Source organism: Pandoraea pnomenusa (assembly GCF_040391475.1).
GTDB classification, from domain to species: domain Bacteria; phylum Pseudomonadota; class Gammaproteobacteria; order Burkholderiales; family Burkholderiaceae; genus Pandoraea; species Pandoraea pnomenusa_C.
In genome coordinates this window covers 199,642-226,251 of sequence record NZ_JBEBXS010000006.1, presented here as the reverse complement: position 1 = coordinate 226,251, position 26,610 = coordinate 199,642, and the positions used below count along the sequence as shown (strand labels likewise).

The window sequence follows — 26,610 nt, the reverse complement described above, 5'->3', positions numbered from 1 at the left end:
CACAACACATCGATGCGAACCTGCAATTCCAGCAGACCCTGGGGTATGATGCCGGGTTTCGCACGCGCGAATGTGGTAAGTATCCGGCACTCACCCGGCGGCACTCACCCGGCCGTCGTCACGACATCTTCATGAACAATCTGGGCACCATTCTCGTTACCGGCGGGGCCGGCTATATTGGCTCGCATACGTGTGTTGAGCTTTTGTCGAGCGGCTACGACGTGGTTGTCGTCGATAACCTGTGCAACGGCCATCGCGAAGCGGTCAACCGGATCGGGCAGATCGCCGGGCGTGCACCGGTGTTCATCGAAGGTGATGTCTGTTCAGCCGATGTCATGAACGACGTTTTCGCCCGTCACAAGATCGACGGCGTTATCCACTTCGCTGCGCTGAAGTCCATTGGCGAGTCGCTCGAGAAGCCGCTTCTCTATTATCGGAACAACCTGGGTAGCCTGATCACGCTGCTCGAAGCGATGGCGCGCCACGACGTGCGTCATCTGGTCTTCAGTTCGTCGGCGGCCGTGTATGGCGGCCAGGCGCCGGTGCCGGTTGTCGAGTCCGCCATGCGTGCGACGGCCAATCCGTATGGCCACACGAAGCTGATGGCCGAGCAGATGCTCGCCGACACGGCAGACTCCGATCCGCGCTGGCGCATCGGGGTGTTGCGCTACTTCAATCCTGTGGGCGCGCACGAAAGCGGGCTGATCGGCGAGGATCCGGGGGGGGTGCCGAACAATCTGATGCCGTTTGTTGCGCAGGTCGCCGTGGGCAAACTGCCGCGCCTGAAGGTGTACGGCGGCGACTGGCCGACGGTGGACGGCACTGGCGTACGCGACTACATCCACGTGGTCGATCTCGCGCGAGGCCATTTGGCCGCGCTCGCGGGGCTGCGTGGACTCGACACCGGCTTTACTGTCAATCTGGGGTCCGGCCACGGGCATAGCGTGCTCGAGGTGATCCATGCTTTCGAGGCCGCCAGCGGCCGTGCGGTGCCTTACGACGTCGTTGAGCGCCGCTCGGGAGATATCGGGGTGTCTTACGCCGATCCGTCCCGCGCGGAATCGTTGCTGGGCTGGCGCGCGCAGTACGATCTGGCCCGCATGTGCGCCGATCACTGGCGCTGGCAGCGTCAGAATCCGGACGGCTTTCGTTGATCCCTGTCAAAGCCCCCGCAAACACGCGGGGGACAAATGAAAGCAATTCCCAATTAAGGTAAAATAGTCGGGTTTTCCCGCCCAAAACCGAAAGTGCGTCTACCCGACGCGCCGGCAGTCCGGGCATCGGGGCCATCAAGGATGGCTCGCGCATACGTATTTGAGGCATTCCCGGCCGTTCGGGCCGACGATTTTGCCGATGCGCCGCGCCGCCCTCCGTCTAACGTCAAGCCAATATGAGCACTCAGAATCAACAGACCGTGCTGGAAGTCCATCACTGGACTGATACGTTGTTCAGCTTCAAGACCACTCGCGACGCTTCGTTCCGTTACGTCAATGGCCAGTTCACGATGATCGGGCTGGAAGTGGAAGGCAAACCGCTGCTGCGCGCCTACAGCATGGCGAGCGCGAATTACGAGGAAGAGCTGGAATTCCTGAGCATCAAGGTGCAGGACGGCCCGCTGACCTCGCGTTTGCAACACCTGAAGCCGGGCGACAAGGTCATCGTCGGCCGCAAGCCGACCGGCACCCTTATCAACGACAACCTGCTGCCGGGCAAGAACCTGTACCTGCTCTCGACGGGCACGGGGCTGGCGCCGTTCATGAGTATCATCCGCGATCCGGAAGTCTACGATCGCTATGAACACATCATCCTGGTGCACGGCTGCCGTTTCGCCAGCGAACTGGCCTACCGCGACCTGATCACGCAGCATCTGCCGGAGCACGAGTATCTGGGCGAGTACATCCGCGACAAGCTGATCTACTACCCGACCGTCACGCGCGAAGAGTTCGAAAACCAGGGCCGTATCACGGAACTGGTCGAGTCGGGCAAGATGTTCGCGGACATCGGTCTGCCGGAGTTCTCGCCGGAAAACGACCGCGTCATGCTGTGCGGCAGCCCGGCCATGCTCAAGGACACCCGCGAGTTGCTGGAAAAGCGTGGCTTCGTCGAAGGTCACAATCACGCACCGGGTCACTATCTGGTCGAGCGCGCGTTCGTCGGCTAAGGCATCGCCCTCGATGTTTCGCCCGGTCACGTGAGACGTTACCGGGCCGCGCCGTAGTGAATCGCATTCGAAAGCCCCCGCAGGCTGGACGAAAGTCCCGCCTGCGGGGGCTTTTTGCTTCTGCGTTTATCACGTGGCCGTTCAATCAGGCCGGGCAGGGAAGACGTTTGCGCAGAGGAAGTCGACCAGCGCACGGACCTTGGGCGACGGATGCTTGCTCGCCGGCCACAGGACATTGAAGACACCGGTGCGCAATGTATCTCCGGGAAGTACCGTCTGGAGCTGCCCTGCGGCGATCGCCGCTCGCACCGAAAAGTCCGGCAGGTGCGCGATGCCCAGCCCGCGAATGGCAAAACACATGCGCGTCTCGATGTTGTTGCAGACCATCGAGACGGGGATCGCCACCTCGTCTTCACCGGGCGCCTGACGCAGTTGCCACGGTTCGAGCTTCCCGCTGTTGGGAAATCGGTAGTGCAGGCAGGTGTGATGCACGAGATCGGCAGGCCGCTGCGGCGTGCCGCGCCGTGCGAGGTAGTCGGGCGACGCCACCAGCTGTGACCGGAAGGCACCCAGGCGCCGCGCGGTCAGTCGCGAATCAGTGGGCTCGCCCGTGCGCACCACGGCATCGAAACCTTCTTCGATCACGTCCACAATGCGGTCGCTGAAGTCCAGATCCAGTGCGATGTCCGGATATTGGCGCATGAAGTCACCGAGCACTGGCAGTACCAATGAACTGACCAGCGGCAGGCTCACCTTGAGCCGCCCGCGTGGCACCTGGCTCGCCTGGGACAGCTCCAGTTCCGCCGCCTCGATCTCCGAGAGGATTCGGCGACTGCGCTCCAGAAACAACGTCCCCTCCGCGGTCAACGTCACACTGCGGGTGCTTCGATGGAATAGCCGTACCCCCAGCTTGTCCTCCAGCCGAGCAACGGCCTTGCCAACCGCCGACGCCGATATCCCCAGTAGCCGTCCGGCGGCGACGAAACTGCGTGTCTCCGCGACCTGCACGAACACCACGAAGCCGTTCAGGCTCTCCACGTTTCCCTCCGCGAATACGTCAATTGCGGACGTAAATGTCCGCATAAACGGGAACTCTAGCCCACTTTTTCTTTAATCGCAGGCTTTCTATCGTGATGGGACTGACAACTTCGAAAGGACTTTTCCATGACGACACCTGCAAAAGCGCGTTTGCCGATGACCTCGCTACTCGCACTGGCCGTGGCGGCATTCGTGACCGTACTGACCGAGGCATTGCCCGCCGGATTGCTGCCGCAGATGGCGCAAGGACTGGGCGTCTCCGAAGCGTGGGTCGGGCAGACCGTCACGATCTATGCACTCGGATCGTTGATTTCCGCGATCCCGTTGACGGCCGCAACGCAGGGCGTGCGGCGCCGCCCGTTGCTGTTGAGCGCCATCGCGGGCTTTGCGATCGCAAACAGCGTTACTGCGGTATCTCACAGCTATGCGCTGACGATGGTGGCGCGTGCGCTCGCGGGTGTCTCGGCCGGCATGCTGTGGGCGCTGCTGGCCGGTTACGCCGCGCGTCTGGTGCCTGAGCATCAGAAAGGGCGGGCAATCGCCATCGCGATGGCAGGCGTGCCGGTCGCGTTCTCGCTTGGCGTGCCGGCCGGGACATTCCTGGGGCACTGGGTGGGGTGGCGGATGGGCTTTGCCATCATGAGTGCGATGGCGCTGGTGCTCGTGCTGTGGGCACGCACCCGGTTGCCCGATTTCGCCGGGAATCGCGATGGGCGGCGCCTGACGCTCGGGCGCGTGTTTACGCTGCCTGGTGTGCGTCCGGTGCTGTTCGTGGTGCTCGCGTTCGTGCTCGCGCACAACATTCTTTACACCTACATTGCGCCGTTCCTCGTGCGCGCGGAGATGGCGCAGCGCACCGACATCGTGCTGCTGGTATTCGGCATCACCTCGCTGCTCGGTATCTGGATCGTCGGCGTGCTGATCGATCGTCACCTGCGCGCGCTCACGCTCGCGAGTGCGACGTTGTTCGGACTGGCAGCGTTGGCGCTCGGCGTCGGCGGCGACACGCCCGGGGTGGTGTACGGCGCGGTGGGGGTATGGGGGCTGGGCTTCGGTGGTGCGGCCACGCTGTTTCAGACGGCCATCGCCAAGGCGGCGGGCGACGCCGCCGACGTGGCGCAATCCATGCTGGTCACCGCGTGGAATGTGGCGATCGCAGGCGGGGGCATCATCGGCGGGATCTTGCTCGAACGCGTTGGTGTGTCGGCGTTTTCTCCGGCATTGCTGGCGCTGCTGGGTGTGACGTTGATAGTCGTGTGGACCGCCCGGCATCGTGGCTTTCCTGCGGTGCAGCCGGAAGTGTGACGTCGGGCGGGCCAGGCGTGGCGACGCGTCGAACTGTCGAAGCGCGGCGCTAGCCCGGGCGGGCCGGCGCGCAGGTTTCGAGATTTCGCAGCGAGGCGTTGCGCCTTGCTTAGAAGTCGACGGTGGCGCTTGCGAGGAACGTGCGGGTCGAGCCCGGCAGCACGAAGCCGTTGTAGGTCGTTGTCCAGTAGCGTTTGTCCATCAGGTTGTTGATGGCGGCGCGGAACACGACCGACTTGCCGGCAATGCGTGCGGCGTACTTCGCCGACAGGTCGATCGTCGTGTACGACGGCACCGACAACGTATTGGCGGCATCGACTTCCTGCTGGCCCGTGACCTTCACGCCAGCGGCCACGGTCAACCCGCGCACGAACGGCGTGTCGTACTCGACACGTGCGGTCACGACATACTTCGGTGTCGCGAAGATGCGCTTGCCCGCGACGTTCGGGTCATCCACGTCGACCGCCTTCGTGTTGAGCAGCAGTACGCCACCCATCACGCGCCAATCGTGTGCGAGACGCACCCAGCCACTGGCATCGAGCCCCTGGAAGCGTTGCGTGCCGTCCTGAACAAAGTCATTCGCCTGGTTCGTGTACGCATAGCCGCGCTCCACGCGGAACAGCGCGAGATTCGCCCCCCACGTCTGCTTGTCGGCCTTCCAGCCCACTTCGTACTGCTTGCTGCGCAGCGGGCCGTAAGTCTGCGGATAGTTGTTGTCCGTGATGCTCGCCGAGCCGCCCGGTTCCAGCGATTCCACGTAACTCGCGTAGGCCGTCGAGTCGTTGTCGGTCTTGTACATCAGCGCGATCGTCGGCGTGACGGGCTTCGCGCGATACGAGGCCGTTGTCTCGGCAGCGGGGTTGTACAGGTCGTCGTTGAACTGCGTGTAACGCAAGCCGACCAGCGCGGAGATGCGCGACGTGATACCCACGGTGTCGCTCGCGAAGATGGCGCGCTGCGAGATCTTCTCGCTGCGATACGGCTCGTAGTCCAGCCCGATGTCCTGATTCGGCAGCAGCGACGGGTTGTAAATATTGCTCGTGCCCAGCGAAATGCCGTTGCCGCCGATGCCGTTGTCGTTGTTCTTCACCTGGCTCTGGTACGACACACCGAAGACCACGTCGTGCTTGAGCGGGCCGGTATCGAACTTGCCTTGCACCATGCCGTCCCAGGCCTGGTAGTAGTAGGCGGTCTTCCATTTGTATTGCGTGTCGGCGAAGTCGCCCGCCGGGTTCATCACATACAGGAAGCTGTCGCCGTTCAGACGATTCTGTCGCGCGAAGCGGTACTTGAAGTTCGCTTTCCACTGATCGTTGATGCGGTAGTCGAGCGCGGTGCCGGCGGTCAGCGCATCCGTTTCGTAGTACGTGAAGGGTTGGGCGAGATTGCGCGCGACCTTGTTGGCGTCGGCCACGGCGCCTGCGCCGGCGAAGCTCATGCCGAACAGCGTGCCCGTCGTCTTGCGTTTCCAGTACGCCACGTCGGCCGACCACGTCAGGTCCGGCGTGATGCGGAAGTCCGTGGCGAACGAGATCGTCTTGCGGCGTACATGGTTGTTCGGCTCGGCGGTGTTGCCTTCCTCGTTCACGAGGTTCAGGCGATAGCCGAATCGATTGTCCGGGCCGAAGCGCCCGCCGAGATCGAGCTTCTGGCTCCACACGTTATTCGCTTCATAGCCGACCGAGAACTGGCGCAGGGGCTCGTCCGTGGGGCGCTTGAGCACATAGTTCACGATACCGCCGGGCGCACCGAAGCCGTACATGAAGCCCGAGAGACCTTTCAGAAGCTCGACCTGCTCGAAGGGCTCGAGCGGAATGTCGGCCTGCCAGGACACAAAGTTCTGTCCGTCGATCTTGGTGCCGTCGAGCATGTCGACGCGAATGCCGCGCACCGCGAAGTATGAGTTCTCGTTGCGCTTGTTCTCCGAGAGCGTGGTGACGGCGGGGTCCCACTTGAAAGCGTCGGTCGCCGTCTGCGCCATCTGGTTCTTGATCTGCTCGCTGTTCACGCCAATGATCGAGAACGGCGTATCGACCGCGCGTCGCGTGCCGAGTGCACCGCTGGTCACGCGCTCCACCCTGATGTCGTCGTCACGTCCGGCCGACACCGTCGTGGCGGGCAGGGCGGCAGTGTTTTGCGCGGCGTCCTGGGCGACCGGCGCCTGTTGCGCGAAGACGTTGCCGGAGGCGAGCGTCAGCGACGTAGCGCAGACGGCGAACACGCCGGCGATAGCGCGCGACATTGAGGTCAGCGAGGTCATCGAGGTCGTCGATGAGCGCGACGGTGGCAGATGGGGCGTAGCAGGACGTGACAGGGCGCGCGAACGAGCGAGTTCGCGCCCTGCGAGGGGGCGGTGGTGCGACATCAGCGTGAATCTCCCGGTTTGTTGTGCGTCGTGTGCCGACGGTTTCGTCTGAAAAACGAATCTTTTCTTGTGGGGAGGCGCGAACGGTCGACGTTGGCGCGGGGGGCGGCTGCTCGGGCAGCGCTGTGGTTGTTATATTGCGGCACGGGCCAGCGCCCGTGCCAGCGTGCGAATCAGGGCGTGGCGGTCTTGTTCGTGGCGCCGGTGGCGGGCGGCGTCTGCACGCTTGTCGCGCCAGGGTGCGCCCAGACACTGTTCGGGTCGCCGTGACGCGCGCGCCGCCACGTCGCGCGTGCGAACAGCGCGAAGATCACGGCGCACACGATGGCAACGAGATCGACACCGGCCAGTACCCAGTCGCCTGCCGCGATGGAGTGCATCACGTTGTCGGGCGTCAGTGCAGCGTCGACAACAGGAATCGCGAAGCACACGAGTGCGGTGGTCACGAGCAACCCGGTGGCCGCTACGGCCGGTGCGGTGACAGCGGCGAACACCAGCGAGACCGCGAGCGTGGCAACGAAGATCGACAGCGACGTCACACCCGGTGCGATCACCGCGCCCACGAACGCCGCCGCGATCCCCAGACACGTGCCGAGGAACACGCCGGCGGTGGCCTTGGCCATCCAGCGCAGGTTTGCGGGCTGAAGCGACGCATTGCGTTTGCGGCGCGATTCGAGCCAGAGCAGGTTGCCGCTGTACACGAGCACCGCGCCCATCAGGCCGAGCACGAAGTACACCCAGCGCATGGCGTCGCCCGCAAAATTGCCGAAGTGGGCGCCGTAAATCATGCTGAGCACCGCGTGGTTGACGTCGCGCGCGCCGGGGCTGTGCTGGCCGACGATCTTGCCGTCGTTCAGTCGCACGGCAACGGCCGCGAAGACGCCGAGCGAGTCGTTCGCTTCGCCGTAGACTTCGGCGACCGCATCCGGCTTGCCGTAGCGCGACCACGCAACGGCTGTCGTCTCCATGTCGGGGGCCGCATGTTCGGCGCGCGCGAGAATCGCCTGCATATCGAGCGGCTTGCCGTCGACCGGCGCGACCTTTGCAGGCACCGCGCCGGTGATCTGAGGAATCTGCGACATGAGCTTGTTCTCAAACGTCACCACGTTGAACGCCATCATCAGCGGCAGGCTGAGGCAGAGCAGCGCGCCGGTCAGGGCGAACACGATGTGAAACGGCAGACTCAGCACACCGATGGCGTTGTGCGCGTCTTGCCAGAATCGCTTGAGATTGCGTCCCGGGCGCAGCGCGAAGATGTCGCGCGTGACACGGGGCAGATGCACGATCACGCCCGAAATCAGGGCCATGCCGTAGAACAGCGACACCACGCCCATCAGATAGAGGCCGTATGTCGGAATCGACAGCGAGTAGTGCAACGCGTTGATGGTGCCCGACAGGCCGGGGCGAGCGTCGCCCGTGACAAGCGACGGCGCGCCACCGTCGGCCCTCAGGTGCAGGCGTGCCTGCATCCACTCACCATTGGGTTGCTGCCAGTAGGCAAAGGGCGTGGGCGAGTGGTTCGGCAACACGACACCCATCTGCTCGCGCGCGGCCGGATACTGCGCGCGCACCATGTCGGCGAGCTGTTCCGTTTGCGCGAGCGAGAGCGGTGCATGGCGGGTTACCGGTTGCTCCCAGCGTTCGATCTCGTGATGAAAGACAGTCAGGGCGCCGCCGAGCATGGCGACGAACAAGGCGAAACCGGCCACGATGCCGGCCCACGTATGGACGCTCAGATATTGACGCAGGGTTTGGGCGCGCATCGGATGATCCTTACCAGACGGCGCGCGCGAGCAGCAGCGCGATCCAGGAGACGACGGTGGTGGCCCCGAGGCCGATCCACGCGCGCGTAGCAGTGCGGCTCGCGTAGACCACGGCGAACAGGCCGAGCCACAGGAGCGGGAAGAGGGCCATGACCGGCACCACCGCGGTGTGCCATCCGGCGGGCGCAAGATAGGCGATGGCGCCGCAAAGGGCCATGGCGGCGAAGAAGCCGAGCACGGCGCCCGCGAGGGTTCTACTCCACATGGGCATCTCCACGCAGCCAGTGCCAGCCGCCCGCCGCATACGGCCAGAACAGCAGGCCGAAGCATACCGACATGAAGGCTGCCGCGATGCCGGCCGATGGGCCGGCGGCAAGCCACCAGCACACGAGGCAGGCGACGGCCGCAGCCAGCGAGAGCGCGCGTGTGGGTTGTGCGGCCAGGCGCCGTGTACGCAGGCGTTGGTGTTCCGAAGTGAGGTAGCAGGCGCCGCCTGCCAGCCATGCCAGTGCAATGGCCAATGCAATCAACATGCTCGTGAATCGGTGAGAGGTGACGATGCGACACCCAAGCGAAAGCGTCACCCATTCGGGTGACGCGGCTTCGCAGCAGAGACTCGGTGCCTGTCAGTCGCTACGTTCGGGCAGTCCGGCAAGACCACTAACGCAAACGTTAACGAAAACGATTCGCATTTATATCACGATTCTGACAAATCCCGAAGTTATCTGGCCGCATCTCGATAGTCGGTGCGCGAAGTGCGTGGTATGCGGACAACGGCGCGCAATCTGCCGTTGTCCGGGGCGCGAGGGCCGAGGAAGTCGCCGTGATCCGGTGTGGTGCCTAGGACCCGCCGCCCGTGCCGCTTGCAAGCGAGGCGGCCGGCAGCGGGCCGCCGAATTGGCGCAACACGGCACGCCAGTAGGGCGCCACCGGACCTGGCGTCGGCTGCGCGGCGTTGATTTCCGGCAACAGGTGCCATGGCGCGGTCGGGTACTGATGATGGATGCGGTGCAGGTGGTGATTGAGCACCAGCACACGGCCCGGTGCGGTGGCGTGGAAATTGCGCGCGCGGGCGGGCTCATCGAGCGCCACGCCGTAGTGCGGCAGGTTGTCGGCAATCGAGAGCCAGACGCCTCGCGCCACAAACGTCGCCACGAACACCGGCCACCACGGGCCATAGGCCCACAAGGCAAGTCCAAGCGCGACGAGCAATACGAGGAAGTCGCGCTGAATCCGCCGACGTCGAACGGGATCGGAGGCGAACATCACGGTGCGGCGACGTACGTCTTCGTCCTGCGAGTCGCCACCGAGCGCACGCACCGCAAGCGCGGGCAACCGGCGCACCGGGATCCACGCAATGAGTGGCGCAAAGAGTTCGGCGAGCCACATGCCGCCCAACAGACGCGACTGGTAGCCGAGCCAATGGCTGGCGCGAAGCGTCATCGACGCCTCTGCGGGCAGCGTCGAGATGTCGGGGCGGTCGTACGGCTGGCGCGTGAAGCGGTGGTGCATGAGGTGGCCGAAACGCATGATCTCGAACGGCAGGCCGAGCAGCAGCGAGAGCGCGCGGCCCGAACGTTCATTGGCACGCGCCTTGAGGCGCAACTGGCCGTGAATCGATTCGTGGATCAGCCCCCAGTGCATGGGCGTCAGGAGCAGGACGGGAAGCAGTGACCAGGCGGCTACGTCGCCCCAGTGGCGCAGTGCCCAGCCGAGTCCCAGCCATTGCCAGAGCCCGGTCAGCCCCGTGATGCCGATGAGCCACGGATTCCAGCGCGACGGGCGCGCGTGGCGCCACAGCGCCGGGGAAGCGGTTGTCTCGCCTGCGAGCGAAGCCGAGGCGTCTATCGATCCGGGCGCAACAGAAACAGCGGGGGACGTAGCGGTGTCGATCTCTGCCGGACGCGCAACGACATTCTCCATGAGGTCTCCGTGACATGAGGGCCGTGCTGGACGCCATATTACGCAAATCGAGTATGGCTCGTCACGGCAGCGACGAGAGTGTATGTCGCGTCATGGGATGGAAATATGTCAATCGTATTGCGGCGCCTTACTTTCGCAATCTTTTTGCCATCTTTCCGTAACCCTGCGTCGCGTCCCGCCCCGCGGACTTCCCGCCGCCGTTACGGGATGTTATTCGAGCTGGTTGTCATGAGACTGTCGTACTGCGCGATACCTGCGGGCGTCAGTCGGGCGAGCTTCAGACCGCGCTCACCGTCCTCGACGGCGATCCAGCCCGCATCGGTGAGCGCGCTCAGGTAGCGCAGCATCGTGCTCATCGGCAGCGCGCCGCGCTTGGCCAGGCGGGCGAGCGAAAGCGACTCGCGTCCTTCGCGACGGCCGTCGGCGAGCGTGACGAGCAGGCGCGCCATGTCCCGTTCGGCCTGCGTGAGCGGATCGGCGCAGGCATCGTGGGCGAGGGCGCCGGCCTCGTCAGCCAACGCGGCGCTCCAGCAATACCGGAATCGACTTGGATGTAGGCGTGCCTGCGCCGTCCGCTACGGCGTCGAGCGGCACCAGCCCATTGGTTTCCGGGTAGTAGGCGGCGATACAGCCGCGCGGAATGTCGTAGGCGACGAGCAGGAAGTCGTCGGCACGTCGCGCAATGCCGTCGTGCCAGACGCCCACCAGATCCACACGCTCGCCGGCGCGCAAACCCAGACGATCCAGATCTTCAAGATTGGCGAAGACCACGCGCCGCTGTCCGAACACGCCGCGATAGCGGTCGTTCAGGCCGTAGATCGTTGTGTTGTACTGGTCGTGCGAGCGGATCGTGGCGAGTTGCAGCACGTCTGCACCGCGCTCGCCTGCCAGGCGTCGCGCCACGTCGACCGGCAATTCTTGCGGCAGCGGGTGCGTGGTGAAGTGTGCGCGGCCGGTTGGCGTCAGCCACTGACGCTGCGACGGCGGCACGGGCAGGCGGAAGCCCCCCGGGTGGCGCACCCGGCGATTGAAGTCGGCGAAGTCGTCGAAGGTGGCGGCGATGGCGTCGCGAATGCGGTCGTAGTCTTCGATGTACCAGTGCCAGTCGTCGTGGCCGCCGAGGGCGTGACCCATCGTCGCTTGCGCCATGCCGGCGACGATCGCGGGCTCGGAGCGCAGGTGTTCGGACGCCGGCGTATTGATCCCGTACGACAGATGCACCATGCTCATCGAATCCTCCACCGTCACGCCTTGCACGGCGTCGCCTTGCCGGTCGATCTCCGTGCGGCCCAGACAGGGCAGGATCAGTGCGTCACGTCCATGCACGAGATGACTGCGGTTGAGCTTGGTCGCCACGTGGACTGTCAGGTCGCATTGCCGCAGCCCTTCCCAGGTGCGCGGCGTGTCGGGCGTGGCCATCGCGAAGTTGCCGCCCATGCCGATGAAGACCTTGATGCGCCCATCGAGCATGGCCGAAATCGTATCGACCACGCCCAGGCCTTCGCGCTGCGGCGGGGTGAAGTCAAACACCTTGCCGAGCCGGTCGAGGAAAGCCGCCGACGGCTTTTCGTTGATGCCGACGGTGCGGTCGCCCTGTACGTTGCTGTGGCCGCGCACGGGGCACAGTCCGGCGCCGGGGCGTCCGATGTTGCCGCGCAGGAGCATCAGGTTGACGATCATCTGGATCGTCGCCACGGCCTGCTTGTGTTGCGTGATACCCATGCCCCACGTGGCGATCACACGCTCGCCGCGCAGATAGACGTCGGCGATCTGGCACATCTGCGCCTGCGAGACGCCCGAGGCGCGTTCGAGATCGTCCCAGCTTTCGGCGCGAACGTCGGCCGCGAAGGCGTCGAAGCCGTGCGTGTGTTCGGCGATGAAGGCGTCGTCGAGCAACGCGGGCTCGCCGTTGCTGCGGGCTTGTGCGTCGCGCGCCAGCACGTGCTTGATGACGCCTTTGACGAATGCAAAGTCGCCGCCGCTTGCGGGCGTGACGTAATGGCCGCTGATGGCGGTGCCCCCCATGCTCAGCATCTCGGCCGGGCTTTGGGGGTCGGCAAAGCGTTCGAGTCCGCGTTCGTGAAGCAGGTTGATGGACACGATGGTCGCGCCGCGTCGTGCGGCCTCGCGCAACTCGCCGAGCATGCGCGGGTGATTGGTGCCCGGGTTCTGGCCGAACAGCAACAGCGTGTCGGCCTGCTCGAAGTCCTCGAGGGTCACGGTGCCCTTGCCGAGGCCGACGACCGGCGGCAGACCGACGCTCGTCGGCTCATGGCACATGTTCGAGCAGTCGGGGAAGTTGTTCGTCCCGTATTGACGAACGAACAACTGATAGAGGAATGCGGCCTCGTTGCTTGTGCGACCGGAGGTGTAGAACGCCGCCTGATCCGGATCAGGCAGTGCGCGCAGATGCTCGCCGATGAGCGCGAAGGCGTCGTCCCACGCGACGGGCGCATAGCGATCGGTCGCCGCGTCGTAGCGCATCGGATGCGTGAGACGACCGTAACCTTCAAGCGTGTAATCGTCCATCGCAAGCAGGTCGGTGACGCGATGCTCGGCAAAGAAGGCCGGTGTGACACGGCGCTGGGTGGCTTCGGCAGCGACCGCCTTGGCCCCGTTCTCACAGAATTCGAACGTCGACGCGTGCTCGCGGTCCGGCCAGGCGCAGCCCGGGCAGTCGAAGCCACTGGGCTGGTTCGCGCTCAGCAGCGTTCGGGCGCCTTTGAGCGGAATACCTTGCGTGACGAGTTGGATGGCAACGTTCTTCAGTGCACCCCAACCACCGGCGGGGCGGTCATACGGGGCAATTTTCGGGGCAGACATGACGCGTGTTGGGCAGAAGTGGTTGACGCGCGGCGTCGACATCGGGGGAACGTCGCGCGTCAGGGCAAACGATGAGCGTCGAAATAGGCAAATTGATGCATAATATCGTGGCATCCAGATGCAGTTTTCACATCGATGTCGAAGTGAAAATCCCTATGAATTCGACGTTTGTTTGCATCTTATCAGGATTTTGCATAGATAGATTTATGCAATGAATAGCATATAAGGTGACCCAATGAAGCGCATTTCCATCGCCCCGCAGTTGCGATTCCGTCATGACGGCAACGATCTGCCGCTCGACAAGGTGCTCACGTTGCTTACGGAAGTGCAGGCGCACGGCAATTTGCAGGCCGCCAGCCAGGCGCTCGGCCAGTCGTATCGCGGGGCCTGGGGGCATGTGAAGGAGATCGAGACGCTGATGGGCGCGCCGTTGCTGACCATGGCGCGCGGACGCGGCGCCGTGCTCACGCCGCTGGCGCAGCGGCTGCTGTGGGGCCAGAAGCGCTTGCAGGCGCGGCTCGGGCCGCTGCTGGAGACGATGGCGTCGGAATTGCAGACCGAGCTCGACGACCTGTTGATGCAGCACAGCGATCAGTTGCGGTTGTTTGCCAGTCACGGGCTGGCCGTGGCGGCGCTGGTGGAATTCGCAGGGCGGGCGGGATTGCCCATCGACGTGAGCTATCGCGGCAGCATCGAGGCCATTGCGGCGCTGGCGAAGCACGAATGCGAGGTGGCGAGCTTTCACGTGCCGATCGGCGCGCTGGCGGAGCCGGTGCTGGATCACTACGGGCCGTTGCTCAAGGGCAAGGCATATCGGGTGGCGGATGTCGCGTCGCGGCGTCTTGGCCTGATCGTGGCGCGCGGTAACCCGATGGGGATTCACTCGCTCGCCGATTTGCCGCGTACCGGTGCGCGATTTGCCAACCGCGAACGCGGATCGGGTACGCGCATCATCTTCGATCTCCTGCTCGCGCGCGAAGGGATCGATCCGGGCGCCATCGCGGGCGCGGAGAACATCGAGTTCACGCACGCTGCCGTGGCGGCCTACATTGCGAGCGGACGCGCCGACGCCGGACTCGCCATCGAAGCTGCTGCAAGTCAGTTCGGTCTCGACTTCCTGCCCATCCTCACGGAGCGCTACTGCCTCATGTTCCCCGAGAGCGGTAGCGATTCGCCGCATTTGCAGGGGCTGTTGGACATCCTCCAGAGTGGGGCCTATCGCCAGGCGGTGCACGCCATTCCCGGATACAGCGAGGCCGAGACCGGGCGGGTCACACCTCTGTCGGAGGCGTTTCCCTCCCTCGGCTGACGACATTCATATGTATCGATGTGCATATGATGTGCACATCGAATGCCGCAAGCGAATGCCCGATCCATGCGGCCTGCGCCGATACGGCATGTTGCTGTGCAGCGAAGATCGCGGAATCCGGCCATCGGTGTTTCCACGAGGCTTGTTGGGGTAAGCCGTTTGGACTAATGTCCTAACTGTTGAGCCCCCAGAAACGCGTTGTCATCATATGCACAAAAGAACATATGAGGCACCGTTTGCCCCAGGAGACATTCGAGATGGTGCCCACACCTCATGCGACGCTCGCGCCGCTGCTGGCTCGCCACGCCGGCCGCGCACACGAGTTGTTGCCGCTGCTGCATGCCTTGCAGGACAGCGAAGGCTATGTCGATCCGGCGCATGTGCCGGCCATCGCCACGGCCCTGAACCTCTCCCGCGCCGAAGTCCACGGCGTCATCACGTTCTATCACCACTTTCGCAGTGCGCCGCCACCGGCGACCATCGTTCAGGTCTGTCGTGCGGAAGCGTGCCGAAGTCGCGGCGGTGAGTCGCTCGTCGCGCATGTCGAGGCGTGCACCGGCGCCCGCATCGATGGCGAATCGTGCCACGGCGTGGGCGTCGAATCGGTCTACTGTCTCGGTCAGTGTGCGCTGTCCCCTGCGGTGACGATCAACGGCGAATTGCATGCCCGGGTGAGTCCGGCACGATTCGATGCCTTACTCGCGCAAGCCGGCAATACGGCCGGGCAAGAGGAGGGGCGTCATGGCTGATAGGGCAAGCCCGACCTCATGCCGCATCTACATCCCGCGAGACTCCTCGGCACTGGCGCTGGGCGCCGACCGGGTTGCTGCGGCAGTCGCTGCGGAAGCCTCGCGGCGAGGCATCGCCGTCGAGATCGTTCGCAACGGTTCGCGCGGCCTGTTCTGGCTCGAACCGCTGATCGAAGTGCAGACATCGACGGGGCGCATCGGGTACGGCAATGTGACAGCGGCACAAGTGGCAGCGCTCTTCGACAGCGGCTGGCCCGCCTGTGCGGCGCAAGACGGCGCACGCGTCAAGCTGACCGGCGACCCGGACGGCAGTTGGGACGCGGCGATGCCCGAGTGTGTCGGAAGTGTCGACGCCATTCCCTATCTCGCGCGCCAGCAACGTCTGACGTTCTCGCGCATCGGCGTAACCGACCCGCTCGATCCGGCGGACTACGAGGCCCACGGCGGACTCGCCGGGCTGCGCGCCTGTCTCGCGCTCGATGTGCCGGCCGCGTGCCAGACGGTGCTCGATTCCGGCTTGAGAGGGCGTGGCGGCGCAGCGTTTCCCGCCGGGATCAAATGGCAGACGGTCAGCCGCGCGCAATCGGCGCGCAAGTTCGTCGTCTGCAATGCGGACGAAGGCGATTCCGGCACATTCGCCGATCGGCTCGTCATGGAGAGCGATCCGTTCCTGCTCATCGAGGGGATGATCATTGCGGCGCTGAGCGTGGGCGCGAGCGAGGGCATCGTCTACGTGCGCAGCGAGTATCCCCACGCCATTGCGGCGCTGGAGGCAGCGATTGCCGTGGCGCGGCGCGAGGGCTGGCTCGGCCCCGATGTGCTCGGCTCGGGTCGCGCCTGCGAATTGCGGGTGGCGAAGGCGGCAGGCGCGTACATCTGCGGAGAAGAAACGGCGCTGCTCGAAAGTCTCGAAGGCAAGCGCGGCGTGGTGCGTGCAAAGCCGCCGATTCCGGCGCTCTCGGGACTCTTCGGGCAACCGACGCTCATCAACAACGTCATCACGCTGGCGAGTGTGCCGTTCATCTTCGCGAACGGGGCCGCCGCCTACCGGGCGTATGGCATGGGCCGATCGCAGGGCACGCTGCCCGTACAGCTCGCGGGCAACGTGCGTCGCGGCGGCCTCATCGAACTGGCGTTCGGCGTGACGCTGCGGACACTGCTCGACGACTTCGGCGGCGGCACCGCGAGCGGACGTCCCGCCAAGGCCATTCAGGTCGGCGGACCGCTCGGCGCCTATCTGCCCGAAGCCCAGTGGGACGTGCCGATGGACTACGAGGCCTACGCCGCGCTGGGCGCGGTGGTCGGGCACGGCGGCGTGGTCGTGCACGACGACACGGCCGACATGGCGGGGCTTGCCAGCTACGCGATGGAATTCTGCGCCATCGAGTCGTGCGGCAAATGCACGCCGTGCCGTATCGGGTCGACGCGTGGCGTGGAAGTGATCGAGCGAATCCGGCGCGGCGATACGTCTGCGCGGCAGGTGAAGCTGCTTCACGACCTGTGCGACACGATGGTCTCGGGGTCGCTGTGCGCGATGGGCGGCATGACGCCGTTTCCGGTGCGCTCCGCACTTGAACATTTCCCGGCGGACTTCGGTCTGCCCGATGGCGCCGGGCGCGCCGAAGCTGCCTGATTGCCCGTTGACGTCGCACGACGCACGGCGCAGGCAGACAACGAGGAGGACGACAGATGATCCATCCCAACGCACAAGTCACCCCGGGGCACGGTCCGGACATGGGCACACCGCGGCGAGAAAGCCAGGTCGAGGTCACGCTGGAAATCGACGGCCAGTCCGTGAGCGTGCCGGCGGGCACGTCGATCATGCGGGCGGCCGCCGGTAACGACGTCAACATCCCGAAGCTGTGTGCCACCGATTCGCTCGAACCCTTCGGGTCGTGCCGCTTGTGTCTGGTCGAGATCGAAGGGCGCCGAGGGTTTCCGGCGTCTTGCACCACGCCTGTCGAGGCGGGCATGAAGGTGCGCACGCAGTCGCCCAAACTGCAGGACCTGCGCCGCAACGTGATGGAGCTCTACATCTCCGATCACCCGCTCGATTGCCTGACCTGCGCCGCCAATGGCGACTGCGAATTGCAGGACATGGCCGGCGTGACGGGGCTGCGCGAAGTGCGCTACGGCTTCGACGGCGAGAATCACATCCACAGCGCGAAGGACGAATCGAATCCGTATTTCACGTATGACCCGTCGAAGTGCATCGTCTGCAATCGCTGCGTGCGCGCTTGCGAGGAGACGCAGGGCACCTTTGCGCTCACGATCTCCGGACGCGGCTTCGAAGCGCGTGTCTCGCCCGGGCAGGACCAGCCGTTCATGGATTCGGAGTGTGTGTCGTGCGGCGCGTGCGTGAGTGCGTGTCCGACGGCGACGCTGCAGGAGAAGACCGTCATCGAGATGGGGCAGCCCGAGCACGCCGTGGTGACGACGTGTGCGTACTGCGGCGTGGGGTGTGCGTTCAAGGCGGAGATGAAGGGCGGAGACGTCGTGCGCATGACGCCGTACAAGGACGGTCGTGCGAACGAAGGCCATGCCTGCGTGAAGGGGCGCTTTGCCTGGGGCTATGCCACACACAAGGAACGCATCACGAAGCCGATGATCCGCAGCAAGATCACCGATCCGTGGCGCGAGGTGTCGTGGGACGAGGCGCTCGACTATGCGGCTTCGGAATTCCGTCGCCTTCAGGCCAAATACGGGCGCGACGCGATCGGCGGCATTACGTCGTCGCGCTGTACCAACGAGGAAACGTATCTCGTGCAGAAGCTCGTGCGTGCGGCGTTCGGCAACAACAACGTCGACACCTGCGCGCGCGTGTGTCATTCACCGACCGGCTACGGACTGAAGCAGACGCTCGGCGAGTCCGCCGGCACGCAGACGTTCAAATCGATCGAGCATGCCGACGTCATTCTCGTGATGGGCGCGAATCCGACCGACGGCCATCCGGTCTTCGCCTCGCGGCTCAAGCGTCGGGTGCGTGAAGGGGCGAAGCTGATCGTGATCGATCCACGCCGGATCGACATCGTCGACGGGCCGCACGTGAAGGCGGCGTATCACCTGCCGTTGCGCCCGGGCACCAACGTGGCGATGGTCAATGCCATTGCGCATGTGATCGTGACCGAGGGGTTGCTGGCCGACGCGTTCATCGCCGAGCGCTGCGAAGACCGTGCGTTCGCCCAGTGGCGCGACTTCGTGGCGCTGCCGGAGAATTCGCCGGAAGCCGTGTCGATCGTGACCGGTGTGCCCGCCGATCAGATTCGCGGTGCGGCTCGCCTGTACGCGACGGGCGGCAATGCGGCGATCTATTACGGCCTTGGCGTAACAGAGCATGCGCAAGGATCGACGACGGTCATGGGCATTGCCAACCTGGCGATGGCCACGGGCAACGTCGGGCGCGAAGGCGTGGGCGTGAACCCGTTGCGTGGACAGAACAACGTGCAGGGGTCGTGCGACATGGGGTCGTTCCCGCACGAGTTGCCGGGTTACCGGCATGTGTCCGACACGCTGGTGCGTGCGCAATTCGAAGACGCATGGGGCGTGGCGCTGCAGGCCGAACCGGGGCTGCGAATCCCGAACATGTTCGACGCGGCCATTCACGGCAGCTTCAAGGGGTTGTATTGCCAGGGGGAGGATATTGTTCAGTCCGATCCGAATACCCAGCATGTGGCGGCAGCGATGGAGGCGATGGAGTGCATCGTCGTGCAGGACATCTTCCTGAACGAAACGGCGAAGTACGCCCACGTACTGCTGCCGGGCACGACCTTCCTCGAAAAGGACGGCACCTTCACCAATGCCGAGCGCCGTATCTCGCGCGTGCGCCGGGTGATGGCGCCGCTGCCGGGCATGGCGGACTGGGAAGTGACGATCGCGCTGGCCAAGCGTCTCGGGTACGACATGCCATACGCGCATCCGTCCGAGATCATGGACGAGATCGCGCGGCTCACCCCGACCTTCCACGGCGTGAGCTATGCGCGTCTCGACGAAGCGGGCAGCCTGCAATGGCCGTGCAACGACGAGGCGCCGGACGGCACGCCCATCATGCACGTGGACGCCTTCGTGCGCGGCAAGGGACGGTTCATCATCACGCGCTACGTGGCGACGGACGAGAAGGTGACACCGCGCTACCCGCTGCTGCTCACCACGGGGCGTATCCTCTCGCAATACAATGTCGGGGCGCAGACACGCCGCACGCACAACGTTCACTGGCACGACGAAGACCGGCTCGAGATTCATCCGCACGACGCCCAGGAGCGGGGCATCAAGGACGACGATTGGGTCGGCATCCAGAGCCGGGCGGGCGAGACGGTGCTGCGCGCGGTGATCAGCGAGCGCATGCAACCGGGCGTCGTGTACACCACGTTCCATTTCCCGGAGTCGGGGGCGAACGTGATCACGACCGACAACTCGGACTGGGCGACCAATTGTCCCGAGTACAAGGTGACGGCCGTCCAGGTGATGCCGGTGGTGCAGCCCTCGGCGTGGCAGGCAAAGTATTCGACCTTCAACCGCACGCAGCTGGAACTGCTCGATGCGGCCCGTGGCACCCCTGGCACCCCTGGAACTTCCCAGCCGGTACCGGCGAAGTAGGGGGTGACGAGTGAACAGAGAAGTGGAGTCAACGTTTGACGATGTCCAACCCGTCCGATCCATCCAGCGTCGTGGGCGATCGTAGCAGCGCCTTGGCGGAGCGCACCGGTGCGCCGGCCGACAGCGATGTGGCCGCCCCGGTGTGCGATGTGGCCCCGACGGCCATCGATCCTGAAAGCCTCGCGCCGCACGCCAGTTTCACTGTGCGGCGTTTTCGCCGTGGCGCGTGGGAGCAGGCGGACGATGCCCTCGCTGAAGAGGTCCCCGTCGCGCTGGAATTCAATGGCATCTCCCATGTCGTGATGCTCGCGACCCCGGCCGATATCGAGGATTTCGCGCTGGGGTTCGCGCTGTCGGAAGGCATTCTGAACGACCGGCGCGAATGCTATGGAGTGGATGTGTCGGCGACAGCGCTGGGAATTACCGCGCATCTGGAAGTGTCGTCGCGCGCATTCGCGGGGCTCAAGGAGCGTCGCCGCAACCTCACGGGACGTACCGGTTGCGGACTGTGCGGCACGGAGAGTCTGGATCAGGTGCTGCGTCCGCTGCCCAGTGCTGGCGAGCCGCTGCGGGTGACGCATGCCGCGCTGGCTGCGGCATACGACGGACTTGGCCGCCATCAGGCGCTCAACGAAGTCACGGGCGCGGTGCATGGTGCGGCCTGGTGTTCGCCGCAGGGCGACATTCTCTGCCTTCGCGAAGACGTTGGTCGACACAACGCGCTCGACAAGCTCATTGGCGCGCTCGCGCGCGAGGGGCGGGCGTTCGACAGCGGGTTCGTGCTCATGACCAGCCGGGCGAGCGTGGAGATCGTGCAGAAGGCGGCGCAGGTGGGTATTCCGATGGTGGCGGCCGTCTCGGCGGCAACGGCGCTGGCCGTGCGCACGGCGGCGGCGGCGGGGGTGGCGCTCGTGGGCTTCGTGCGAGGTGAACAGTGCGTGATTTATACCGGCGGGGCGGCGCTCGACGAGCGCCTCTGACCGCCATGTTGGCGCGGGAGACTTCAGATGGATGGCAATAACCTGGTGCGCATGGCCAATCGCGTGGCCGATTTCTTCGAATCGTTGCCCGATCGCGAAGAAGCGCTCGGCGAAGTGGCCGCGCATCTGCACAAGTTCTGGGATCCGCGCATGCGTGCCCAGATTCTGGCGATGACGGACACGCCGGCGGCCGACGACATGCACGCGCTCGTGCGCGAGGCACTGGTGCGGCACCGCGAGCGTCTCACACCCGCTGCGTGACGCAGGGACGTACCGTGGGAGAGTCACGGCGCGCCTGGCGGCGGGCGAGTCGGGGCGGACGACGGCGGACGGTGATGGCCTGGCTCGAGTCCGTGCGATGCTGAATGCCGCTTCGGCCCCGAGGTACGCGGCTCGCGGTATAGTAGGGGCATCGACTGCGCTTCGGTGCGGCCTTCACCAGCGGAGGACTTGATGAGCGATACCCCAACGCGCAAGCCCGGCTCACGGCATCCCCACAAGGAGGACGCTGTGGAACGCGACCTCGACGAAGCGCTCGAGGAGACGTTTCCGGCGAGCGACCCCGTTTCCATCGAGATCGACAAGCCCAAGCGTGTTCCGGCGTCCCGGCCTGCGGAGTCGAAGCGACTCGACAAGGGCCTGGAGGAGACCTTTCCTGCCAGTGATCCGGTGTCGATCGATACGGGCAAGACGCCGAAGCATTGACGCACCCGTTGTGTCGGCAAGGCGGCACGACGTTTGTGGTGGTTTGGCCGTGTTATCCCCGTGGAATACGCTCCGATCCCGGCAGATTTGACGCACAGCCCCGTGTGGCGGGGGCGTCGGGCGAAAATAAATGTCCGGCCGGGGAGGGGTTTGCCGCCCGGTCAGACCGAATTCATGGCAAAATGCCGCGCCTGACTCTCTCAGGCTGGGACTGTAGGAAATAAATGGCGGCAGGTACGGTAAAAAAGGTTCGACGCTACGCGCTGGAGACCATCGATGTGATGGGACAGAGCGGGCTGGGCGTCGTCGAGCGTCCGGATGGGCGCTTCGTCATGTATCCGGAGTATTGGACGCAGACGCAGGCACTTAGCCAGAAGATGCGTACGCTTTACCGCCGAAACTGCCAGCTCGAGTACCAACTGGCGAAGCTCACGCGCGAACTCGATCGCCTGCGCAGCGTAGTCGATACGCCGCGCCCCATGGGCAATCCACAAGCCTCGCTGCCCGGCACCGACGTGCCTCAGCCCGAGCCGAAGCCCGAACGCAACCCCGCCGCCGAATTACCGCCACGACGACGCAAACGCGCCGCCTGACGCCCGCGCGCATTGCCATGGCCCGGTGTCCCGCCAACGTCGCATCGGTTCTACCGAATTTGTAGTAACGTCAACGAATTTCCCCTCAACGCTCAGAATCCTGCTTGCTTCGCCGACCATCATGGCGCTTACCGCATCGCAACTCGAAACCTTCCGTAACGACGGTTATCTGATTCTCCCGCACTATGTGGCGCAGGCCGACTGCGAGGCGATTCTGGCCGATGCTCGAGCGCAACTGGCGTCGGCAACGCTGCCGCTCGAGTTCGAGGCCGATGTCGGCTACGCCGGCGCTCCGCAGTCGCGAGACGCCGAGGGCGGTCAGACGGTGCGCCGCCTGCTCAAGGCCTATGATCGGGGCGATGCCTTGCGTCACTGGGCCACGCGCCCGGATCTGATCGAGTCGCTGGCGCAAATCTTCGGTGAAGACGTGGTGCTTACGCTGGCACACCATAACTGCGTGATGACCAAGCATCCGCATTTCGGCACGGCAACCGGTTGGCACCGCGATATCCGCTACTGGTCGTTCCCGCAGAATTCGCTGATTTCGGTTTGGCTCGCCTTGGGTCCGGAAACGCGTGCGAACGGCGCACTTCGCTTCATCCCTGGCTCGCATCGCGAGCACCTCAAGCCGCACCAGCTCGATTCGCTGGATTTCCTGCGTCCCGACGAGCCGGACAATCAACCACTTGTCGCTCGTGGCAAACAGGTGGAACTGGCGCAGGGCGACGTCGTCCTGTTTCATAGTGGCCTGTTCCACGCAGCAGGTCGCAACGAAGGCGACACGACAAAGTTCTCGGTGGTGTTCGCCTATCGCGGTGAGAGCAATCCGCCCACGCCCGGTAGTCGTTCTGCGTCCGCGGGTGAGGTGGCGCTCGGTCATTGAGCGCCTGGTGTCGGTCAGGGTTCGGGACCTTGGTTGCCCCGTTCCCCTCGAAGCTCCCGATCAGTTTGAGCGCTTTCCCAAGGAAATAAGCCCGTTTCACACGTAGACTTTCCGGCCAATTTCCGGAGGAAGTCCGTGTCTCTTCGACCCAATTCATCCAACCCGGCACGCGTGGCAGGTGCCGATTCCGCCGACCCGGCCGGCACTGCGCCCCGGGGCACCTGGGGCTCGCGGCTGGGCTTCGTACTGGCCGCCGCCGGATCCGCCGTCGGCCTTGGCGCGGTGTGGAAGTTTCCTTACGTGGTGGGCCAACAGGGGGGCGGCGCATTTCTCGCCGTTTATCTCGGCTGTGTACTCACCCTCGGCGTGGCGCTGCTGCTTGCCGAGATGACCGTCGGCCGCTTGACGGGCAAGTCCATCACCACGGCACTGCGGATGTTGGGCGGACGCCGCTGGGCGTGGATTGGGCGCATCGCCACGTTCAATGCCTTCGCTATCCTGTCCTTTTACGTGGTGGTCGGTGGCTGGACCGTGGCGTATTTGTGGCGCGCGGTCACCGGCGCGCTGCTGACTGACGACACCACACGGCTTGTCAGCGACTTCTCGTCGTTCATCGGCGATCCCGTGGCGTCGCTCGTCAGCATGGCGGTATTTCTCGCCTTGACGGCCGCCATCGTTGCCGCCGGCGTGCAGAAGGGCATCGAACGTGCCGGCAAATGGCTCATGCCGGCGCTATTCGTCCTGATGCTTCTGGTCATCGCGCGGGCACTGACGCTGCCCGGCGCAATGGCCGGTGTGGCGTGGTTCCTCACCCCGGATTTCTCGCCGATCTCTGGCGACACCTTGCTCGAGGCGCTGGGGCTGGCGTTCTTTTCGCTGTCGCTTGGCGCCGGCATGATCGTCGCCTACGGCTCGTATCTGCCGAAAGATGCGCGTCTGGCGAGTTCGGCCGTCTGGGTGGCAACGCTTGCCACGCTGGCATGTTGTCTTGCGGGCCTGATGATTCTCCCTGCGGTCTTTGCCTTCGGCGTCGCGCCTGACGCGGGGCCTGGTCTGACTTTCATCACCATGCCCGCCATCTTCGCCCAGATGCCGCTCGGTCACGCCGTAGCGGTGGCGTTCTTCCTGCTGCTTCTGTTCGCCGCGCTCACATCTGCGGTATCCCTGTTCGAACCGGTGACGGCCTTCCTGATCGACGAGTATCAATGGCGTCGTGGTCCGGCGGTCACCACCGTTTTCGCGGCCACCTTCGGCCTTGGCGTGCCGTCGGCACTTTCCTTCGGCCTATGGCGCGACGTGCGCCTTTTCGACCGCACGATCTTCGATCTCATGGACTACGTGACCGTGAATCTGATGATGCCGGCGGGCGGGCTGTGTGTGGCGCTTTTTGTCGGGGGATGCATCTGGCCGAAGGCGCGTACGGTGCTCGACGCGCCGCGCTCGCGATGGTTCGCCCCCGTGTGGCGCGTGCTGCTGCTTGCGCTCACACCCATCGCGATCTTCGGCGTCTGGTATCACGGGCTGTAAGGCGATCAGGCCACCGGCGTGCGCATCGTCACCCATTCCTCGGCGGCGGTCGGGTGAACCGCGAGGGTGCGATCGAAATCGGCCTTCGTGGCACCCATCGACAAGGCCACACCGAGGAGTTGCACTTGCTCGCCCGCGTGATCGCCCACCATGTGCGCACCGACGATCTTGTCGGTTGCGCCATCCACCAGCAATTTCATCAGGATCTTCTCGGCGCGTCCGGAGAGTGTCGCCTTCAGCGGGCGGAACGATGCCTTGAAGACTTTGAGCTGCGGATACTGCGCGCGCGCGTCGCTTTCGGTCAGGCCGACGACGCCGATTTCCGGCGTGCTGAAGACGGCCGTCGGGATCAACTTGTGGTCGACGCGTGTCGTGCGTTCGCCGAACACGGTGTCGGCAAAGGCTTGTCCCTCGCGAATCGCCATCGGCGTGAGGTTGACGCGATCGGTCACGTCGCCCACTGCGAAGATCGACGGCACGTTGGTGCGCGAGAATTCGTCGACGATGACGGCGCCCTTGTCGTTGAGCGCCACACCGCTCGCCGCCAGCCCGAGGCCTTGCGTGTACGGCACGCGGCCGGCGGCGCTCAACAGCACGTCGGTCTCATGCTTGCTGCCGTCAGACAGCGTGATGAGCAGCTGATCCCCCACCTTGTCAGCGCGTTCCACCGTGCGTTCGAGCACCACCTCGATGCCGCGCTCGCGGTACGCTGCCTCCAGCGTCGTTCGTACCTCTTCATCGAACCCGCGAAGCAGGTGCGGGCCACGGTGGACCACGGTGACTTTCGATCCGAGACCGGCAAACACGCCGGCAAATTCCAGTGCGATGTAGCCGCCGCCGATCACCGTGATGCGCTTCGGCAGCGACTCGAGATGAAAGACCTCGTTGGATGAGATCGCGTGTTCGCGTCCGACGAAATGCGGCTGGTCTGCCGGTTTGCCACCGGTGGCAATCAAGATATTGCGTGCGGTAATACGCTCGCCCGTGGCGGGTAATACCACCGTGTGCGGCCCTTCCACGACGGCGCGCGCTTCAACGAGCTCGGCGCCGGCACGTTCGAGGTTGGTTCGGTAGATGTTCTCGAGGCGCGCGATTTCGCTGTCCTTGCGCTCGATGAGTGTGGTCCAGTCGAAGCGGGGCGAGGGCACTTGCCAGCCATACCCGGCGGCGTCTTCGAATTCATCCGCGAACCGGCTTGCATAAACCAGCAACTTCTTCGGCACACAGCCGCGAATCACGCAGGTGCCGCCGACGCGGAACTCTTCAGCCACTTTCACGCGGGCACCGTATTGCGCTGCGACGCGTGCGGCACGCACACCGCCCGAACCGGCACCGATCACGAAAAGATCCACATCGAACTGGGGCATTGCTGACTCCTGTAAGTCGGGCGACGCACTTGCCGGTTCGCATCACCATGCGTGCACCGACGATGAAGGTCGTCAAATTGGGTTGAACGATTGTGCCAGAGACGTCGCGACCTCGTCGGCCGTGCGCTCGCTTTGCCTGTTTTTTCGGACGTGTCCGACATCGCGCTCGGCGATATCCGCCTGGATTCATGCCCCATAAGGAATGTTGGCCGTCAATTCGGGTTTTCGCACGGTCGTGCACTTTGCTTGATGCATGTCAATGCGCCAGACGAAACGCGGGATGAAAATCGAAGGCGTCGAAAGTCGATCAACGCTTCACCGGCGAAGGCGAAGACTGGCCCATGAGGTCATTCATCGCGTGTCACCGACGACGCAATCGCGGCTGCCGGGTGTTTCTGAAATGAAACACTTCTCGGAAATGAACTCGGCGTTACGCGAACGGTGGAAATGGAAGTGCATAAGAATCAACAAGTTGTTGCTCGTGGTCCGAAAGTTGCTCTAACTAGGTCAGGACAGGCGGGACTTA

22 protein-coding genes are annotated in these 26,610 nt (G+C 64.6%); 13 read left to right on the top strand and 9 right to left on the bottom strand.

Features of this window, described 5'->3' with window-relative positions; genetic code table 11:
- Nucleotides 1–131: 131 nt before the first annotated feature.
- Together galE and ABWO90_RS09240 are read left to right on the top strand one after the other, a co-directional pair.
- Nucleotides 132–1,154, top strand: a complete 1,023-nt coding sequence (gene galE, locus ABWO90_RS09245; protein ID WP_353190953.1) for a UDP-glucose 4-epimerase GalE — start codon at nucleotides 132–134, stop codon at nucleotides 1,152–1,154.
- A gap of 236 nt (nucleotides 1,155–1,390) precedes the next feature.
- A complete protein-coding gene (locus ABWO90_RS09240) occupies nucleotides 1,391–2,161 on the top strand; it encodes a ferredoxin--NADP reductase (RefSeq protein WP_353190915.1) in 771 nt (256 codons plus the stop codon).
- 141 nt (nucleotides 2,162–2,302) lie between these two features.
- Here ABWO90_RS09240 and ABWO90_RS09235 read toward each other — a convergent pair whose 3' ends face one another.
- Nucleotides 2,303–3,199 carry a LysR family transcriptional regulator gene (locus ABWO90_RS09235; protein WP_353190914.1) on the bottom strand — a complete coding sequence of 299 codons (897 nt, stop codon included), beginning with the start codon at nucleotides 3,197–3,199 and terminating at the stop codon, nucleotides 2,303–2,305.
- 126 nt (nucleotides 3,200–3,325) lie between these two features.
- Between ABWO90_RS09235 and ABWO90_RS09230 the strand changes: the two genes are divergently transcribed.
- Nucleotides 3,326–4,504 (top strand): MFS transporter, encoded by a 1,179-nt coding sequence (locus ABWO90_RS09230; protein ID WP_353190913.1) that lies wholly within the window; start codon nucleotides 3,326–3,328, stop codon nucleotides 4,502–4,504.
- Between the two features lie 109 nt (nucleotides 4,505–4,613).
- Here the strand turns inward: ABWO90_RS09230 and ABWO90_RS09225 are convergent, their stop codons facing one another.
- From ABWO90_RS09225 to ABWO90_RS09195, 7 genes are all read right to left on the bottom strand, one after another.
- Nucleotides 4,614–6,764, bottom strand: a complete 2,151-nt coding sequence (locus tag ABWO90_RS09225) for a TonB-dependent siderophore receptor (RefSeq protein ID WP_353190912.1) — start codon at nucleotides 6,762–6,764, stop codon at nucleotides 4,614–4,616.
- A 278-nt stretch (nucleotides 6,765–7,042) separates the two neighbouring features.
- On the bottom strand, nucleotides 7,043–8,632 hold the full coding sequence (locus ABWO90_RS09220; RefSeq protein WP_353190911.1) for a PepSY-associated TM helix domain-containing protein: 1,590 nt from the start codon (nucleotides 8,630–8,632) through the stop codon (nucleotides 7,043–7,045).
- Between the two features lie 10 nt (nucleotides 8,633–8,642).
- Complete coding sequence (locus ABWO90_RS09215) at nucleotides 8,643–8,897, bottom strand: hypothetical protein (RefSeq protein ID WP_353190910.1); 255 nt, start codon at nucleotides 8,895–8,897, stop codon at nucleotides 8,643–8,645.
- A complete protein-coding gene (locus ABWO90_RS09210; protein ID WP_353190909.1) occupies nucleotides 8,887–9,165 on the bottom strand; it encodes a hypothetical protein in 279 nt (92 codons plus the stop codon). The genes ABWO90_RS09215 and ABWO90_RS09210 overlap by 11 nt, the downstream gene beginning before the upstream one ends.
- Nucleotides 9,166–9,472: 307 nt before the next feature.
- Entirely contained in the window at nucleotides 9,473–10,555 is a 1,083-nt protein-coding gene (locus ABWO90_RS09205) for a fatty acid desaturase family protein (RefSeq protein ID WP_353190908.1), read from the bottom strand.
- A 200-nt stretch (nucleotides 10,556–10,755) separates the two neighbouring features.
- The gene (locus ABWO90_RS09200; RefSeq protein WP_353190907.1) at nucleotides 10,756–11,073 is read right to left on the bottom strand and encodes a helix-turn-helix domain-containing protein; all 318 of its coding nucleotides are present in this window, start codon (nucleotides 11,071–11,073) and stop codon (nucleotides 10,756–10,758) included.
- The gene (locus ABWO90_RS09195; protein WP_353190906.1) at nucleotides 11,066–13,378 is read right to left on the bottom strand and encodes an FdhF/YdeP family oxidoreductase; all 2,313 of its coding nucleotides are present in this window, start codon (nucleotides 13,376–13,378) and stop codon (nucleotides 11,066–11,068) included. Before ABWO90_RS09195 ends, ABWO90_RS09200 begins: the two co-directional genes overlap by 8 nt.
- A 235-nt stretch (nucleotides 13,379–13,613) precedes the next feature.
- Between ABWO90_RS09195 and ABWO90_RS09190 the strand changes: the two genes are divergently transcribed.
- The 10 genes from ABWO90_RS09190 (at nucleotide 13,614) to ABWO90_RS09145 (ending at nucleotide 24,717) form a co-directional block, all read left to right on the top strand.
- The gene (locus ABWO90_RS09190; protein WP_353190905.1) at nucleotides 13,614–14,687 is read left to right on the top strand and encodes a substrate-binding domain-containing protein; all 1,074 of its coding nucleotides are present in this window, start codon (nucleotides 13,614–13,616) and stop codon (nucleotides 14,685–14,687) included.
- 257 nt (nucleotides 14,688–14,944) lie between these two features.
- Nucleotides 14,945–15,436 (top strand): NAD(P)H-dependent oxidoreductase subunit E, encoded by a 492-nt coding sequence (locus ABWO90_RS09185; protein ID WP_353190904.1) that lies wholly within the window; start codon nucleotides 14,945–14,947, stop codon nucleotides 15,434–15,436.
- Nucleotides 15,429–17,069, top strand: a complete 1,641-nt coding sequence (locus ABWO90_RS09180) for an NADH-ubiquinone oxidoreductase-F iron-sulfur binding region domain-containing protein (protein ID WP_353190903.1) — start codon at nucleotides 15,429–15,431, stop codon at nucleotides 17,067–17,069. Before ABWO90_RS09185 ends, ABWO90_RS09180 begins: the two co-directional genes overlap by 8 nt.
- Nucleotides 17,070–17,125: 56 nt before the next feature.
- On the top strand, nucleotides 17,126–20,029 hold the full coding sequence (gene fdhF, locus ABWO90_RS09175; protein WP_353190902.1) for a formate dehydrogenase subunit alpha: 2,904 nt from the start codon (nucleotides 17,126–17,128) through the stop codon (nucleotides 20,027–20,029).
- A gap of 41 nt (nucleotides 20,030–20,070) precedes the next feature.
- Nucleotides 20,071–21,009, top strand: a complete 939-nt coding sequence (fdhD, locus tag ABWO90_RS09170) for a formate dehydrogenase accessory sulfurtransferase FdhD (protein WP_353190901.1) — start codon at nucleotides 20,071–20,073, stop codon at nucleotides 21,007–21,009.
- Nucleotides 21,010–21,036: 27 nt separating this feature from the next.
- Complete coding sequence (locus ABWO90_RS09165) at nucleotides 21,037–21,270, top strand: formate dehydrogenase subunit delta (protein WP_353190900.1); 234 nt, start codon at nucleotides 21,037–21,039, stop codon at nucleotides 21,268–21,270.
- Nucleotides 21,271–21,462: 192 nt separating this feature from the next.
- Nucleotides 21,463–21,714 carry a hypothetical protein gene (locus ABWO90_RS09160; RefSeq protein ID WP_353190899.1) on the top strand — a complete coding sequence of 84 codons (252 nt, stop codon included), beginning with the start codon at nucleotides 21,463–21,465 and terminating at the stop codon, nucleotides 21,712–21,714.
- A gap of 224 nt (nucleotides 21,715–21,938) precedes the next feature.
- Nucleotides 21,939–22,307, top strand: coding sequence for a hypothetical protein (locus ABWO90_RS09155; protein ID WP_353190898.1), 369 nt, complete (start codon nucleotides 21,939–21,941; stop codon nucleotides 22,305–22,307).
- A gap of 121 nt (nucleotides 22,308–22,428) precedes the next feature.
- Nucleotides 22,429–23,190, top strand: a complete 762-nt coding sequence (locus tag ABWO90_RS09150) for a phytanoyl-CoA dioxygenase family protein (RefSeq protein WP_353190897.1) — start codon at nucleotides 22,429–22,431, stop codon at nucleotides 23,188–23,190.
- A 135-nt stretch (nucleotides 23,191–23,325) separates the two neighbouring features.
- Nucleotides 23,326–24,717, top strand: coding sequence for a sodium-dependent transporter (locus ABWO90_RS09145; protein ID WP_353190896.1), 1,392 nt, complete (start codon nucleotides 23,326–23,328; stop codon nucleotides 24,715–24,717).
- A gap of 5 nt (nucleotides 24,718–24,722) precedes the next feature.
- On the opposite strand, the gene gor is transcribed toward ABWO90_RS09145, so the two are convergent.
- Entirely contained in the window at nucleotides 24,723–26,084 is a 1,362-nt protein-coding gene (gene gor / locus ABWO90_RS09140; RefSeq protein ID WP_353190895.1) for a glutathione-disulfide reductase, read from the bottom strand.
- Nucleotides 26,085–26,610: the final 526 nt, after the last annotated feature.

Excerpts from the sequence above, each read along its gene's own strand:
- galE (WP_353190953.1), top strand. The coding sequence starts at position 132 with ATGAACAATCTGGGCACCATTCTCGTTACCGGCGGGGCCGGCTATATT.
- ABWO90_RS09240 (WP_353190915.1), top strand. The coding sequence starts at position 1,391 with ATGAGCACTCAGAATCAACAGACCGTGCTGGAAGTCCATCACTGGACT.
- ABWO90_RS09230 (WP_353190913.1), top strand. The coding sequence starts at position 3,326 with ATGACGACACCTGCAAAAGCGCGTTTGCCGATGACCTCGCTACTCGCA.
- ABWO90_RS09225 (WP_353190912.1), bottom strand. The coding sequence starts at position 6,764 with ATGACCTCGCTGACCTCAATGTCGCGCGCTATCGCCGGCGTGTTCGCC.
- ABWO90_RS09220 (WP_353190911.1), bottom strand. The coding sequence starts at position 8,632 with ATGCGCGCCCAAACCCTGCGTCAATATCTGAGCGTCCATACGTGGGCC.
- ABWO90_RS09215 (WP_353190910.1), bottom strand. The coding sequence starts at position 8,897 with ATGTGGAGTAGAACCCTCGCGGGCGCCGTGCTCGGCTTCTTCGCCGCC.
- ABWO90_RS09210 (WP_353190909.1), bottom strand. The coding sequence starts at position 9,165 with ATGTTGATTGCATTGGCCATTGCACTGGCATGGCTGGCAGGCGGCGCC.
- ABWO90_RS09205 (WP_353190908.1), bottom strand. The coding sequence starts at position 10,555 with ATGGAGAATGTCGTTGCGCGTCCGGCAGAGATCGACACCGCTACGTCC.
- ABWO90_RS09195 (WP_353190906.1), bottom strand. The coding sequence starts at position 13,378 with ATGTCTGCCCCGAAAATTGCCCCGTATGACCGCCCCGCCGGTGGTTGG.
- ABWO90_RS09190 (WP_353190905.1), top strand. The coding sequence starts at position 13,614 with ATGAAGCGCATTTCCATCGCCCCGCAGTTGCGATTCCGTCATGACGGC.
- ABWO90_RS09185 (WP_353190904.1), top strand. The coding sequence starts at position 14,945 with ATGGTGCCCACACCTCATGCGACGCTCGCGCCGCTGCTGGCTCGCCAC.
- ABWO90_RS09180 (WP_353190903.1), top strand. The coding sequence starts at position 15,429 with ATGGCTGATAGGGCAAGCCCGACCTCATGCCGCATCTACATCCCGCGA.
- fdhF (WP_353190902.1), top strand. The coding sequence starts at position 17,126 with ATGATCCATCCCAACGCACAAGTCACCCCGGGGCACGGTCCGGACATG.
- fdhD (WP_353190901.1), top strand. The coding sequence starts at position 20,071 with ATGTCCAACCCGTCCGATCCATCCAGCGTCGTGGGCGATCGTAGCAGC.
- ABWO90_RS09165 (WP_353190900.1), top strand. The coding sequence starts at position 21,037 with ATGGATGGCAATAACCTGGTGCGCATGGCCAATCGCGTGGCCGATTTC.
- ABWO90_RS09160 (WP_353190899.1), top strand. The coding sequence starts at position 21,463 with ATGAGCGATACCCCAACGCGCAAGCCCGGCTCACGGCATCCCCACAAG.
- ABWO90_RS09155 (WP_353190898.1), top strand. The coding sequence starts at position 21,939 with ATGGCGGCAGGTACGGTAAAAAAGGTTCGACGCTACGCGCTGGAGACC.
- ABWO90_RS09150 (WP_353190897.1), top strand. The coding sequence starts at position 22,429 with ATGGCGCTTACCGCATCGCAACTCGAAACCTTCCGTAACGACGGTTAT.
- gor (WP_353190895.1), bottom strand. The coding sequence starts at position 26,084 with ATGCCCCAGTTCGATGTGGATCTTTTCGTGATCGGTGCCGGTTCGGGC.